At 67.8% G+C, this 13,308-nt stretch carries 15 protein-coding genes; 12 read left to right on the top strand and 3 right to left on the bottom strand.

From position 1 onward, the window contains the following. Nucleotides 1–189: 189 nt before the first annotated feature. On the bottom strand, nt 190–462 hold the full coding sequence (locus AAG816_RS17660; protein WP_341990979.1) for a hypothetical protein: 273 nt from the start codon (nt 460–462) through the stop codon (nt 190–192). Nucleotides 463–682: 220 nt separating this feature from the next. On the opposite strand from AAG816_RS17660, the gene AAG816_RS17655 reads away from it, so the two are divergent. The 12 genes from AAG816_RS17655 to yihA all read left to right on the top strand — a co-directional run bounded on the left by AAG816_RS17655 (nt 683) and on the right by yihA (nt 11,692). After that, the gene (locus AAG816_RS17655) at nt 683–853 is read left to right on the top strand and encodes a hypothetical protein (protein ID WP_341990978.1); all 171 of its coding nucleotides are present in this window, start codon (nt 683–685) and stop codon (nt 851–853) included. 107 nt (nt 854–960) lie between these two features. Continuing rightward, on the top strand, nt 961–2,385 hold the full coding sequence (leuC, locus tag AAG816_RS17650) for a 3-isopropylmalate dehydratase large subunit (protein WP_341990977.1): 1,425 nt from the start codon (nt 961–963) through the stop codon (nt 2,383–2,385). Between the two features lie 522 nt (nt 2,386–2,907). Continuing rightward, nucleotides 2,908–3,339 carry a metallopeptidase family protein gene (locus AAG816_RS17645; RefSeq protein ID WP_341990976.1) on the top strand — a complete coding sequence of 144 codons (432 nt, stop codon included), beginning with the start codon at nt 2,908–2,910 and terminating at the stop codon, nt 3,337–3,339. 121 nt (nt 3,340–3,460) lie between these two features. Further along, nucleotides 3,461–4,009 (top strand): cytochrome b, encoded by a 549-nt coding sequence (locus tag AAG816_RS17640; protein WP_341990975.1) that lies wholly within the window; start codon nt 3,461–3,463, stop codon nt 4,007–4,009. Between the two features lie 111 nt (nt 4,010–4,120). Next, nucleotides 4,121–4,726: a 3-isopropylmalate dehydratase small subunit gene (gene leuD / locus AAG816_RS17635; RefSeq protein ID WP_341990974.1), complete on the top strand. Its 606-nt coding sequence runs from the start codon at nt 4,121–4,123 to the stop codon at nt 4,724–4,726. Between the two features lie 219 nt (nt 4,727–4,945). Next, a complete protein-coding gene (gene ybaL / locus AAG816_RS17630; RefSeq protein ID WP_341990973.1) occupies nt 4,946–6,901 on the top strand; it encodes a YbaL family putative K(+) efflux transporter in 1,956 nt (651 codons plus the stop codon). Nucleotides 6,902–7,221: 320 nt separating this feature from the next. Then, entirely contained in the window at nt 7,222–7,356 is a 135-nt protein-coding gene (gene rpmH / locus AAG816_RS17625) for a 50S ribosomal protein L34 (protein ID WP_341990972.1), read from the top strand. Nucleotides 7,357–7,359: 3 nt separating this feature from the next. Further along, complete coding sequence (gene rnpA / locus AAG816_RS17620; protein WP_341990971.1) at nt 7,360–7,782, top strand: ribonuclease P protein component; 423 nt, start codon at nt 7,360–7,362, stop codon at nt 7,780–7,782. Then, the gene (yidC, locus tag AAG816_RS17615) at nt 7,779–9,611 is read left to right on the top strand and encodes a membrane protein insertase YidC (RefSeq protein ID WP_341990970.1); all 1,833 of its coding nucleotides are present in this window, start codon (nt 7,779–7,781) and stop codon (nt 9,609–9,611) included. The genes rnpA and yidC overlap by 4 nt, the downstream gene beginning before the upstream one ends. A 194-nt stretch (nt 9,612–9,805) precedes the next feature. Beyond that, nucleotides 9,806–10,369, top strand: coding sequence for a YceI family protein (locus AAG816_RS17610; RefSeq protein WP_341990969.1), 564 nt, complete (start codon nt 9,806–9,808; stop codon nt 10,367–10,369). Then, nucleotides 10,366–10,905: a cytochrome b gene (locus tag AAG816_RS17605; RefSeq protein ID WP_341990968.1), complete on the top strand. Its 540-nt coding sequence runs from the start codon at nt 10,366–10,368 to the stop codon at nt 10,903–10,905. Before AAG816_RS17610 ends, AAG816_RS17605 begins: the two co-directional genes overlap by 4 nt. A gap of 70 nt (nt 10,906–10,975) precedes the next feature. Beyond that, the gene (yihA, locus tag AAG816_RS17600) at nt 10,976–11,692 is read left to right on the top strand and encodes a ribosome biogenesis GTP-binding protein YihA/YsxC (protein WP_341990967.1); all 717 of its coding nucleotides are present in this window, start codon (nt 10,976–10,978) and stop codon (nt 11,690–11,692) included. Nucleotides 11,693–12,313: 621 nt separating this feature from the next. On the opposite strand, the gene AAG816_RS17595 is transcribed toward yihA, so the two are convergent. Both AAG816_RS17595 and AAG816_RS17590 read right to left on the bottom strand, forming a co-directional pair. Then, the gene (locus AAG816_RS17595) at nt 12,314–12,505 is read right to left on the bottom strand and encodes a hypothetical protein (protein ID WP_341990966.1); all 192 of its coding nucleotides are present in this window, start codon (nt 12,503–12,505) and stop codon (nt 12,314–12,316) included. A 105-nt stretch (nt 12,506–12,610) separates the two neighbouring features. Next, a complete protein-coding gene (locus AAG816_RS17590; protein WP_341990965.1) occupies nt 12,611–13,288 on the bottom strand; it encodes a cold-shock protein in 678 nt (225 codons plus the stop codon). Nucleotides 13,289–13,308: the final 20 nt, after the last annotated feature.

The following is a 13,308-nucleotide window of genomic DNA, read 5'->3' as shown; positions in this document are numbered from 1 at the left end:
ATGCGCGGGCGTGGCCCGCGCATCCACGCTGGGCGGACGGCGCAGTCCTGAGAGGTCAGGGCAAGCGGTGCCGCGTGGATCCCCGGATCACGTCCGGGTCTGACGGCGCGCTGTTGGAAGGCGTGGCCGCACAATGCCGGCACCGAGTGCTGCCCCGCCGCCGTGCGGCCGAAGCCGGCGCGCCTGGACTCAGCGGGCGGTGGTGCAGTCGGGCTCGGGGGTCAGGTCGGCGGTGCCGTAGCTGCCCGGCTCGAGGAATTGCAGCGAGGTGGCCATGGGCTGGCCGCGACGGCGACCGATGCAGGCGGGTTGGGCCGCCGCGGCGACAGACAGCGAACCGCTCTCCAGCACTTCCGCCAGGGGCGCCATGGTCACCGGTGCCGCCGCGCGGCCCAGATCGCCGAACACCGCCGCGCTCGCAGCGACCACCAGGCCGCCCAAAACCACCATGTCGAGTCGCATCTCGCTCTCCGTCGACCCCCCGATGAAAAGTATCCCGCATCGCACCATGTTTTACTGCATTGCACAACGAATGATGCGGCATGGCCAAGCTCCCCGCCCTGTGCCGTGCGCAGAGCTGAAGCGCGAGCGATGGGGCGAGGCGGCGGTGTCGCTGCATCGCAGCGCGGGCGGGCCTGCCAGATGCATTGTGGCGGAAGGCTGGAACTGCTAAAAATCCGCCATGACCTGCCCGTCCACCCTCGTCCCGCGCCTGTCCAAGGCGGCGTTCTGCGCCGTCGGGCCTTATGCGTGCGACACCATGGACTTCGCCGCGGTGCCCGATCACGTGCGCCTGCCGGGCCGGTTCTTCGGACGCTTCACCACCGCCGCGCTGGCCGCCCTCGGTCGCTGACGCGCCACCGGGCTGATGCCGCCGGCGTCCGCTCCTTTTCGTCCGACCTTAAGACCCGCCCGCCGGCGCTCGCCGCCCGGGCCCATGCTCCTCAGGACACTCTTGCCATGAACGCCCCCACCAGCGGCCCCCGCACCCTCTACGACAAGGTTTTCGACGACCACGTGGTCGCGCAGCAGGAAGACGGCACCTGCCTGCTCTATATCGATCGCCATCTGGTGCACGAAGTGACCAGCCCGCAGGCGTTCGAAGGCCTGCGCATGACCGGCCGCACCGTGCACGCGCCGCAGAAGACCCTGGCGGTGGTGGACCACAATGTGCCGACCACTGATCGCACGAAGCCCAATCCCGATGCGGAGAGCGTGGCCCAGATCGCCGCGCTGGAAGAAAATACCCGCGAGTTCGGCATCGACTATTTCGACGGCTTCGATATCCGCCAGGGCATCGTCCATGTGGTCGGCCCCGAGCAGGGCTTCACGCTGCCCGGCACCACCATCGTCTGCGGCGACAGCCACACCTCCACCCACGGGGCCTTTGGCGCCTTGGCCCATGGCATCGGCACCTCGGAGGTGGAGCATGTGCTCGCCACCCAGACGCTGATCCAGAAGAAGGCCAAGAACATGCGCGTCACCGTCGACGGCGTGCTCCCCGAGGGCGTCGGCGCCAAGGACGTGACCCTGGCCATCATCGGCGCCATCGGCACCGCCGGCGGCACCGGCTATGTGATCGAATATGCCGGCCAGGTGATCCGCGATTTGTCCATGGAAGGCCGCATGACGGTCTGCAACATGTCGATCGAGGGCGGTGCCCGCGCCGGCATGGTGGCCCCGGACGAGAAGGCGTTCGCCTATCTGCGCGACCGGCCCCGCTCCCCCAAGGGCGCGGACTGGGACAAGGCGGTGGCCTATTGGGAGACGCTGAAGTCCGATCCCGGCGCCTTCTTCGACAGCGAGATCACCCTGGACGGCGCCAACCTGCCGCCCATCGTCTCCTGGGGCACCAGCCCGGAAGACGTGATCTCGGTGGACGGCCGCGTGCCGGATCCGGAGCTGATCGCCGACGAGGGCAAGCGCGCCGCCAAGAAGCGGGCGCTGGCCTATATGGGCCTCGCGCCCCAGACCAAGATCACCGACATCACCCTGGACCGGGTGTTCATCGGCTCCTGCACCAACGGGCGCATCGAGGATCTGCGGCAGGCGGCCAAGATGGTGGAAGGCCATCGCGTTAACGGAAACGTGAACGCCATGGTGGTGCCGGGCTCGGGCCTGGTGAAGGCGCAGGCGGAAGCCGAGGGCCTGGACAAGATCTTCCTGGCGGCCGGTTTTGAATGGCGCGAGCCGGGCTGCTCCATGTGCCTGGCCATGAATGCGGACCGGCTGTCGCCGGAAGAGCGCTGCGCCTCCACCTCGAACCGCAATTTCGAGGGCCGCCAGGGCTTCAAGGGCCGCACCCATCTGGTGTCCCCGGCCATGGCGGCGGCGGCGGCCATCGCCGGCCATTTCGTCGACATCCGCACCTGGCCGCGCGGCTGAGCGGGCGCGACGCCTGCTGGCAAGTCGTGTGACGGCAAGGGCTTAAAGAATAAAACGCCCGCGGAAGGTCTCCGCGGGCGTTTTTCATAGTAAGCGATCTAACAGCGATCTGTGTCCGGTTCCAGCCGAGCCGACGCCCCGGAGGGCCGCTCAGCGCCCGGAAAGCCGCGTCAGTGCAGGCCGGCGAAGGTGGTCGCGATCAGGCCGGCATTGGCCTCATGCGGCGCCAGATACGCAGCGATCCCCAGTATTGAAACCAGTGCGGTGGTGACGGCGAGCTTGCGAAGCATGGTCACTCTCCTGAGTTCGTGTCTGTGGGGGCAACGACGGCTTGCGCTTAATTGTTCCTTAACCATGACGGCATGGCATCACCTTGAGCAAAGCCGGGCGGAACGCGGTCAAACTCTGGCTTGACTGTGGCGGTGCCGGCTGGGGGAGCCGGCGCCGGGCCTCGTGCGGCTGGCCGAACTGTGGCAGCGTGCGCCGCGCATCCGGCAGAGGATGCCAACACGAGGATCTCTCATGTCCGAGCCGGTATCTGACCCCTTCGTCTGGCGCACCCGGCAGGCGCCGAGCCTGGAGGAGATGGAGGTGCTGGCCGACGAGGTGATGGAGCGCCTGCCGGCGCATTTCCGCCGCCTCATCGCCGGGGTGGTGATCCGGGTGGAGGACTTTCCCGAGGACGACGTGCTGGAGGAACTGGAGGCGGAGACGCCGTTCGATCTGCTGGGCCTGTTCCAGGGCGTCGGCCTCGCCCAGGACGATGCGGTGGCCCAGACCGGGCGTCTGCCCAACATGATCTTCCTCTATCGCCGCCCGATCCTGGATTATTGGGCCGAGCACGAGGAGACCCTGGGCCATGTGGTGGCCCATGTGCTGGTGCACGAGATCGGCCACCATTTCGGCCTCTCCGACGACGACATGGAGCGCATCGAGGCGGAGGTGGCGCCCTGACGGAGGCCCGGAGCGGCGCGATGACATGACGTCACGCCCCCGAGATAAAGCTGTGCCGTTCGCGATCCCATCAGTTAGAGTTATTCCAAACTGAATGGTATCGGGAACGGGCGGACACAGCATGCAGACGGTACAACGGTATCCGGCGGGCCTGCGGGCCATTCATTGGCTGACGGTCGCTTTGATCGTCATCATCTACGGCCTGACCTACACCGAGGACTTCTTCGCCCGCGGCACCCCGGCGCGGGCGGCGGTGTGGTGGCTGCACATTTCCTTCGGGCTGGTGCTGATCGCGGCGGTCGTGGCCCGGGTGGTCGCCCGCGCCCTGGGCGAAACGCCTCCGCCGTCCGCTTCGCTGTCGCCCTTGATGCACCGGGGCTCGCAGGCGATCCATGCGCTGCTCTATCTGCTGTTGATCGCCACGCCGCTGGTGGGGATCTATCTGTCCTTCCTGCGCGGCAATGAGGTGACGCTGTTCGGCCTGTTCACCATCCCCAGCCCGATTGCGGTGGTGGACCGGGCGGCGCGGGCACCGGTGCAGGAAGTCCACGAGTTGCTGGCCAATGCCCTGGTGATCGTGGCGCTGCTGCATGCGGCGGCGGCCCTGTGGCACCATTTCGTGCGCAAGGACGACGTGCTGCTGCGCATGCTGCCCGGCGGCGGGCGCTGAGGCGCTTTATCCGGCGCGCGGATCGCGCTAGAACCCTTCCATGGTGCGCCTCGGGGCCGCCCGCAGGTCAGCGGGAGGGCCGGTCCGAGGCCTGAGGGAGCCCTCCAGGACATGGAAAAGTTCACGACGCTTGATGGCGTGGCTGCGCCGCTGAAGATCGTCAATGTCGATACCGACATGATCATCCCCAAGCAGTATCTGAAGACCATCAAGCGCACCGGGCTCGGCACCGGCCTGTTCTCGGAGATGCGCTACAAGGACGACGGCTCGGAGAACCCCGACTTCGTCCTCAACCAGAGCGCCTATCGCCACGCCAAGATTCTGGTGGCCGGCGACAATTTCGGCTGCGGCTCCTCGCGCGAGCACGCGCCCTGGGCGCTGAACGATTTCGGCATCCGCTGCGTGATCTCCACCTCGTTCGCCGACATCTTCTATAACAACTGCTTCAAGAACGGCATTCTGCCCATCGTCGTCTCCAAGGAGGACCTGGGCAAACTGTTCGACGATGCCGACCGCGGCGCCAACGCCACGCTGAGCATCGATCTGGCCGCCCAGACCATCCGCGGCCCCGACGGCGGCACCCTGCATTTCGAGATCGACCCGTTCCGCAAGCGCTGCCTGCTGGAAGGCCTCGACGACATCGGCCTGACCCTGGAGAAGGCCGAGCACATCGTCACCTATGAAGGCCGCAAGGCGGTGGAGCAGCCCTGGCTCTGAGCCGGACGGTTTTCCGCTCGACGAAAAGGCGCCGGACCCCGGCGCCTTTTTTTATTTTTGCGCCGCGGACGCAGAAAGTGGTGTCATTTTCGGGCCGAAGTCACTGTTCTGCCTTGGGGATTGGCTTAAAGTGCGCCGACCTCGCCCGCATGGCTGCCTGTGTCCCGCTTCCGGCGGGCCGGCGCTCTCTTCCTGACCCGATCCGCCGGAGGACACCACGTGCCGCATTCCACGCCGCTCGTCGCCACCATTGTAGGGGCCATCGTCCTGGCCTTCCTGCTGGGTACTCTGGCGCAGCGGCTGCGATTGTCGCCTTTGGTGGGTTATCTCATGGCCGGCGTGCTGGCCGGCCCCTTCACCCCCGGCTTCACCGCCGACCCGGAACTGGCGCTGGAACTGGCGGAGATCGGCGTCATCCTGCTGATGTTCGGCGTCGGGCTGCATTTCTCCTTGGCCGATTTGTTGTCGGTGAAGGCCATCGCCATTCCCGGCGCCATCACGCAGATCGCGGTGGCGACGCTGCTGGGCATGGGTCTGGCCCATTTCATGGGCTGGGGTCTCGGCGGCGGCATCGTGTTCGGCCTGGCCTTGTCGGTGGCGAGTACGGTGGTGCTGCTGCGGGCGCTGCAGGAACGCCGGCTGCTGGACAGTGATCAGGGCCGCATCGCCGTGGGCTGGCTGATCGTGGAAGACCTGGCCATGGTGCTGGCCCTGGTGCTGCTGCCGGCCATGTCGGAAGCGCTGGGCGGCAAGGCCGTGGGCGGGTCACAGGCGGAACTGCTGTTCGGCACCTCCAGCGTCTTTGCCACCATCGGGCTGACCCTGGCCAAGGTGGTGGCCTTCGTGGTGCTGATGCTGGTGGTGGGCCGCCGGGTCATTCCCTGGGTGCTGGACCAGGTGGCGGGCACCGGCTCGCGCGAACTGTTCCGGCTGGCGGTGCTGGCGATCGCGCTGGGCGTGGCCTACGGCTCGGCGGTGCTGTTCGGGGTGTCGTTCGCGCTGGGGGCCTTCTTCGCCGGCATGGTGCTGAGCGAGTCGCCTTTGTCGCAGCGCGCCGCCGAGGAGACGCTGCCGCTGCGCGATGCGTTCGCGGTGATGTTCTTCGTCTCCGTGGGCATGCTGGTGGACCCCAGCATCGTCCTGAGCAGCCCGCTGCCGCTGCTGGCCACCTTGCTGATCGTGCTGGTGGGCAAGTCGCTGGCCTCCTTCCTGCTGGTGCGGCTGTTCGGCTACGGCAAGGTGACGGCGCTGACCATCTCCGCCAGCCTGGCGCAGGTGGGCGAATTCTCCTTCATCCTGGCGGCCCTGGGCGTGGACCTGGGCCTGCTGCCGAAGGAGGGGCGCGACCTGATCCTGGCGGCGGCGATCATCTCCATCCTCGTCAATCCGTTCTTCTTCCTGGCGCTCGACAAATTGCGGCCGCTGATTTCCAGGATGGCGCCCGACGCCGATACGCCAGTGGCCGGCGCCACGCTGCCGCAATCGGACAAGACCAATCACACGGTGCTGGTGGGCTATGGCCGGGTGGGGCGGCTGGTGGCCGCCGGGCTGGAGACCGCCGGCACGCCCTTCCTGGTGATCGAGGACCGCGAGGACGCGGTGGAGGAGCTTCAGGAAGCCGGCCTGGAAGTGGTGGTGGCCAATGCGGCGCTGCCCGCCGCTTTGGTGGCGGCCAATGTGGCCGGCGCCAAGCGGCTGATTCTCGCCATTCCCGACGGGTTCGAGGCGGCACAGGTCCTGAAGAAGGCCAAGGTGCTGAATCCGGCGCTGGATATCATCGCCCGGGCCCATTCCGATGCGGAGGTGGAGAATCTGCGCCAGGGCGGCGCGGGCTTCATCATCATGGGCGAGCGGGAAGTGGCCCGCGGCATGTTGGGCCACGTGTTCGGCCTGGATGCCGCGGTCAAGGAGGAGGGGGTCTCCAAAAGCGCCGCCGGGGCTCCGACATCTGTGGATGACGCCGGCCCGATGATGACCACCGCCAGCGTGGCCATCGATGCCTCCATGCCCGAGGTCAGGGAATCGGGAGACGGCGGCCTCTCGGGCAGCACGCACGTGCTGCCGGACATTGGCGACGTGCTGAATGGCGGCCCGCAGCCCGAGGCTGCCAGCGAGGCTCCCAGCCCATCCAGGCCCGGAACCCGCACGCCGCAGGGAGCAGATCCCGCCGCATAATCCGCGGTCCGCGGGCTTCGCACGGCGGCGAACCGGGCGTTCACCGTTGACGCGCGGCCCGCCCACCCCTATAAGCCGACCCCGAACTCGGGCGGCTGCGGCTCCCGGGGCCTTGCCTCATTCTCGAGCCGATCTCGAGTGGGCGCCGGTGGCTTTCGCCGCCGGTGGGTCCTGGGTCCTGTCGAGGCGGTCGCGAGAGGAGAGTGCCGGAAAGAGCGACGCGGTCGAAACCGGGTCGCGTTTTTTGGGTGGCATTCTGCTCGAACTTATTGGAATCGACCCCGTTCTTGGACGTGGTCCAGAACTCGGAGACAAGACCCGTGAAGCGCACTTATCAACCGAGCAAGCTCGTGCGCAAGCGTCGGCACGGCTTCCGTGCGCGCATGGCGACCAAGAGCGGCCGTAAGATCATCGCCCTCCGCCGGGCGCACGGCCGCAAGCGCCTGTCCGCCTGAGGCGTGCCTGCGGAGCTGCCCATCGTGGATCGCCTCCGCAAGCGTCGTGATTTCCTGGCAGCCGCCAGGGCTGAGCGCGCCGGTGTCACGTCCTTCCTTTTGCAAGGCCGCGACCGTCGGGACGAGGGGGATCCTCGCCTTGGCTTCACCGTGACAAAGAAGAACGGCAACGCCGTGGTGCGCAATCGCATCCGGCGGCGGCTGCGCGAGGCTGCGCGGCTGGTGCTGCCGCTGGCCGGCCGCAAAGGCTTTGATTATGTCCTGGTGGCGCGCAGCCATTGCCTGCACGCGCCATTTCAGGATCTGGTGCGCGACATGGAGCGTGCCGTGGCCCGGCTGCATGCCGCCAAGAAGTCGTCATCCCACGCCCATTCCCCAGATTCCAAAACTTCATCCGCCCCCGCCGACGGAGGCCGCCCGGCATGACCGACAATCGCAATATGTTCATCGCCATCGGGCTGTCCCTGGCGATCCTGATCGGCTGGCAATATTTCTACGGCATGCCGCAGGCGGAAAAGCAGCGCCAGATCGCGGCGCAGCAGCAGGCCGCCCAGCTGGCCGCGCAGAGCCAGGCGCCCGCCGCCACCACCGCTGACGGCGCCGCCGTTCCCGGCGGGCCGGCATTGGCCCCCAATGCGCTGCCTGCTGCCGCGCGCACCGTGACCCGCGCCCAGGCGCTGGCCGCCAGCCCCCGCGTCGCCATCGACACCCCCCGCGTGAAGGGCTCCATCTCGCTGCGCGGCGGCCGGGTGGATGACGTCTCGCTGGCGGACTATCACGAGACCGTGGACCCCAAGAGCCCGATCATCGTCCTGCTGTCGCCGTCCGGCTCGCCCGAGCCCTTCTATGCGGAATTCGGCTGGACCTCCGGCGCCGGCGCCCAGGTGGCGCTGCCCGGCCCCGATACAATGTGGACCGCCCCGGCGGGCGCTTCGCTGTCGCCGGCGTCGCCGCTGACCATCAGCTATGACAACGGCCAGGGCCTGCGGTTCAAGCGCACCTTCACCATCGATGACCATTACATGTTCACGGTGAAGGACGAGGTGGAGAACACGGGCACCGCCCCCGCCACCCTCTATCCCTACGCGCTGGTCTCCCGCCACGGCATGCCCCACACCCAGGGCTTCTACATCCTGCACGAAGGCATGATCGGCGTGCTCGGCGACAGCGGGCTGCAGGAAGTCACCTATGCCAAGATGGACGACGCCAAGCCGCTGACCTTCAAGGCCACCGGCGGCTGGCTGGGCATCACCGACAAATACTGGGCGGCGACCGTCATTCCCGACCAGAAGACCGCGGTGGATGCCAAGTTCTCCTCCGGCCTCCAGGGCAACACCCGCACCTTCCAGAGCGACTTCCTCGCCGCGCCGCAGACCATCGCGCCGGGCGCCACCGGCGCCTCGCAGTCGCGCCTGTTCGCCGGCGCCAAGGAAGTGGCCGTGGTGGATGGCTATGAGAAGACCTATGGCATCGACCGCTTCGACCTGCTGATCGACTGGGGCTGGTTCTATTTCATCACCAAGCCGTTGTTCCTGGTCATCGACTGGATCTACAAGCTGGTGGGCAATTTCGGCGTCGCCATCCTGATCGTGACGGTGCTGCTGAAGGGCCTATTCTTCCCGCTGGCCAACAAGTCCTACGCCTCCATGGCCAAGATGAAGGCCGTGCAGCCGGAGATGGCCGCCATCCGCGAGCGCTATGCGGATGACAAGGTCAAGCAGCAGCAAGCCACCATGGAGCTGTACAAGACCCAGAAGATCAATCCGGTGGCGGGCTGCCTGCCCATCGTGATCCAGATCCCGGTGTTCTTCGCGCTCTACAAGGTGCTGTTCGTCACCATCGAAATGCGGCATGCGCCGTTCTTCGGCTGGATCCACGATCTGTCCGCGCCCGATCCCACCACGGTGTTCAACCTGTTCGGCCTGATCCCCTGGGATCCGTCCTCCGTGCCGGTGCTCGGCGCCTATCTGATGCTCGGCGCCTGGCCGCTGATCATGGGCGTGACCATGTGGGTGCAGATGAAGCTGAACCCGGCCCCGCCGGACCCGACCCAGCAGATGATCTTCAACTACATGCCGATCATCTTCACCTTCATGCTGGCGCATTTCGCCGCCGGCCTGGTGATCTACTGGGCCTGGAACAACACCCTCTCGGTGCTCCAGCAGGCAGCGATCATGCGGCGCCATGGCGTCAAGATCGAGCTGTGGGACAATATCCGCGGCGCCTTCAAGAAGAAGGCCCCCGCCAAGGGCTGAGGGTACCGCGCACCGCCGCGAGAGAAAAAAAAGGGCGCCCGTTGCGGCGCCCTTTTTGTTTGCGGCGCTACGGCAGGTCCGCGATGGCCCGGATTGTCCTGGTTCCGCGTCAATCCGCCGGCGCCGGCCACCGTATGAAGGGCGATCGCGATGGGAGATGCCGCATCTCCCCGATCTGACTTCAGGAGGGCGCCATGGGGCGCACACGTCGCACGCTGAGCCTGGCATTGCTGGGCGTTCTTGGCCTGGCCTCCGCCGCCAGCGCCGAGACTTTCCGTCTTGATCCAGCCCGCACCGAGATCCGCTTCGAGGTGGGCGCCCAGGGCTATCCGGTGACGCGCGGCGTGTTCCGCCAGTTCACCTCGAACCTCGCCATCGATTTCGACCAGCCGGCCCGCAGCAAGGTGAGCTTCAAGGTGGCGGCGGCCTCGCTGGATACCCAGGTGCCGGCCCTGGATGCCTATGTGCGCGGGCCGGTGTTCCTGAACACCGCGCAGTTTCCCGACATCACCTTCACCTCCAATGGGGTGGAGAAGCTGGACGACCATCGGGTGCGGGTCTCCGGCGTGCTGACCCTGATGGGGGTGAGCAAGGCGGAAACCTTCCTGGTGGACGTGACCCGCCAGACCGGGCTCGCCGCTTTGTCGCTGGAGGCGGTGGGGCGGATCCATCGCTCCGACTTCGGCATGATCGGCGGCCTGCCGCTGGTGTCCGACGAGGTGGGCATCACGGTGGCCACCCTGGCGGCGGCCCAATGAGCGCGACGCCCCGGCGCTGGAGCGGGCCGGTGCGGCTGATCCACTGGGCCATGGCGGTGCTGCTGGTCGGGCTGGTGGCGCTGGGCTGGATCATGACCCACGGGCGCTTCGACCTCGGTACCACCTTCACTTATTACCAGTGGCACAAGTCGTTCGGGGTGGTGGCGCTCGGGCTGCTGGCGGCGCGGCTGGGGTTTCGCCTTGCCAGCCGCCGCCCGCCGGACATCGGCCCTGCGGGCTGGCAGCGCCATGCGGCCCATGGGGTGCATCTGGCCTTCTACGGCCTGATGCTGGCGCTGCCGATCTCCGGCTGGCTGATGGCCTCCGCCTCGCCCTTGCATCTGCCCACCCGGCCGTTCGACGCCTTCACGCTGCCGGACCTGGTCAGCCCGGACATGGGGGTGTTCACCGCTCTGAGCTGGGTCCACGCGCTCCTCGCCTATGGCCTGCTGGGCCTGCTGGCCCTGCACGTGGCCGGGGCGCTGAAGCACCAGTTCGTGGAGAGCGACGGGGTGTTGCGCCGCATGGGCTTCTAAACCGGGCCGCCGGGGCCGGCGCCGGCGCGCCGAGGCTTGCAGCGCGGCCCATTGCGGACGATAAGCGGGCATGACCGACCCCAAAGCCACGGACGTCCCGTCCACCGACGTTCCGCCCCCTGCCGCCACCCCCGCCGCCGCGGCGGAGCCGAACCCGCTCGATCCGTTCCTGGAGACCGGACGGCTGCTGTTTGCCGCCGAGTGGAAATTCATCACCGCCGCCCCCACCACCGAATTCCTGCCGCCCATGGAGGGCATGGAGATCGCGCTGGCGGGGCGCTCCAACGTGGGCAAGTCGAGCCTGGTGAATGCGCTGACCGGCCGCAACCACTTGGCCCGCACCTCGGTGACGCCGGGGCGCACGCAGGAGCTGATCTTCTTCCGGGTCGGGCCGGAACTGACCCTGGTGGACATGCCCGGCTACGGCTTCGCCAAGGCGCCCAAGGACAAGGTGGATGCCTGGGTGCGCACCATCCGCGCCTATCTGCGCGGGCGGGTGAATCTGGCGCGGGTGTTCGTGCTGATCGATTCCCGCCACGGCATCAAGCCGGTGGACGAGGAGATCCTCGACCTGCTGGACAAGGCGGCGGTGTCCTACGCCATCATCATGACCAAGGCCGACCAGGTGAAGCCCACCGACTTCGTCGGCCGCCTCGCCGAGGTGCAGGCCAAGATCAAGCGCCGGCCGGCGGCCTATCCGGTGGTGTTCCCCACCTCCAGCCACACCGGCGCCGGCCTGCCGGAACTGCGCGCCGCCGTGGCGCAGCTGATGGCCGAGCGGGCCTGAGCGGCGCCTTGCCTGCGGGGCGGGTGCCTGCGGCTGCCGCGGAAAGCGGATCCTGCTGCGGGTGGCGCGGGGCCGTGGCCGGTGGGCGGTGGTTCGGCCGCCCGGGGGCGGCGGTCCTTGGGCTTGAGCGCGCACGGTCCTGATGCTTGGGCCTGTGGCGATGAGATCCCCAGAGCGTGCGGCCGCGCGTGCGGCCGGCATCAGCGAGCCCCGTTCAACAGGTTGGGGCGGTGCCTGCGGCTGCGCGGCGCCGGGGACGCGGGGCGCGGTCGCTCATCCGGGCGCGCGGGGCGATGGGGGGCCAGCGGGGCGGAGTGGCGTTGAAGCCCTGAGACCGGGCGCTGCCCTCAGGTCTGGCGGCAGGGTTCAAGGTGCAGACGGGAGCCGAAGCTCAACCAGCACGCGCGATCGGCCGGGGTCGGCCGGCGTGAGCGCTCAAAGACGGGCGTAAGACGGCAGCGAGGGGCGGCAGCGCGATGGGCCGGGTGCGGCAGAGGCACCGTTGGTCCTTGGCACGCGTCGAACTTGGGCATGCATCCGTCTTGGCGTGCGTTAGTCTTTGCCGGGATGGTCCGGCGCCGCGTACGTCCCCCTCGGACGCGGCGCCTGGGGACCTGGGGGTCAGCGACGCTTCTTCTCTTCCTGCAACAGCGCCTCGGTCGCCGCAATGGCGCCCTCGAGGTCGGAGATCTTGCGGATCGCGCCATCGGAGGGGAGGGTGGTGCCGCTGGCGGCGGTGAGGAGAAGGTCGCGCTGGGCGGTCTTCAATCGTTCGAGGAGGTCTTTCAGATCCGCCTCACCAAGCTGAGCCATTTAACACTTTACTCCTGAAAACGTAAAAAGACGGGCGCAGCCGCGAGGGCTACGTCCGTCCAGAAACTCTTGGTCACGGACCAAAGGGATGATCTGCAGAGCAGATCAGTCGGCGACTTCGATGCCGCGGGCTTCGGGACCCTTGGGGCCCTGGCCGACCTGCACCACGACGCGCTGGCCTTCGGCGAGATCCGCGAGGCCCGAACGGGACACCACGGTGACGTGCACGAACACGTCCTTGCCGCCGCCTTCCACCGCGATGAAGCCGAAGCCCTTATCGGGGTTGTACCACTTCACGGTGCCGACACGCTCTTCGGTCGGGCCGGTGGCCGCACGCGGACCAGCACCGCCACCCATGCGGGGAGCGCCGCCGAAGCCGCCGGCGGCGGGAGCGCGGCGCGCAGGCGCGGCTTCTGCCGTGGAGGTATCGACTTCAAGAACTTCCGTGACCTGACGGCCCTTCTGGCCCTGGCCCACGCGGACGCTCAGCTTGGAGCCCGGAGGAACGCTCTCCTGGCCAGCGGCTTCAAGCGCGCGGGCATGGAGGAACACGTCACCGGAGCCGTCAGCGAGCTCGACGAAGCCGAAGCCCTTCTCCGGGTTGAACCACTTTACCGTGGCTTCGATGGGCGGGCCCGAAGGAGCCGGCGCACTGAAAGAGCTGCTGCTGCTGCTGGGCGAGGAAAATGCACGCTCTCCTCCGAAGCTGCGGCTGGGCGGGGGAGAAAAGTCGTCATCAAAGCCACGACGGCGCGGCTCTCGGAAGTCTCGGTTACGGCTCATGTGTATTTCCGTTGAGGTCA

It is taken from the genome of Azorhizobium sp. AG788, assembly GCF_943371865.1.
Lineage (GTDB): Bacteria > Pseudomonadota > Alphaproteobacteria > Rhizobiales > Xanthobacteraceae > Azorhizobium.
Note: the sequence above shows the minus strand (reverse complement) of the source record. Positions and strands in the feature narration are given on the sequence as shown.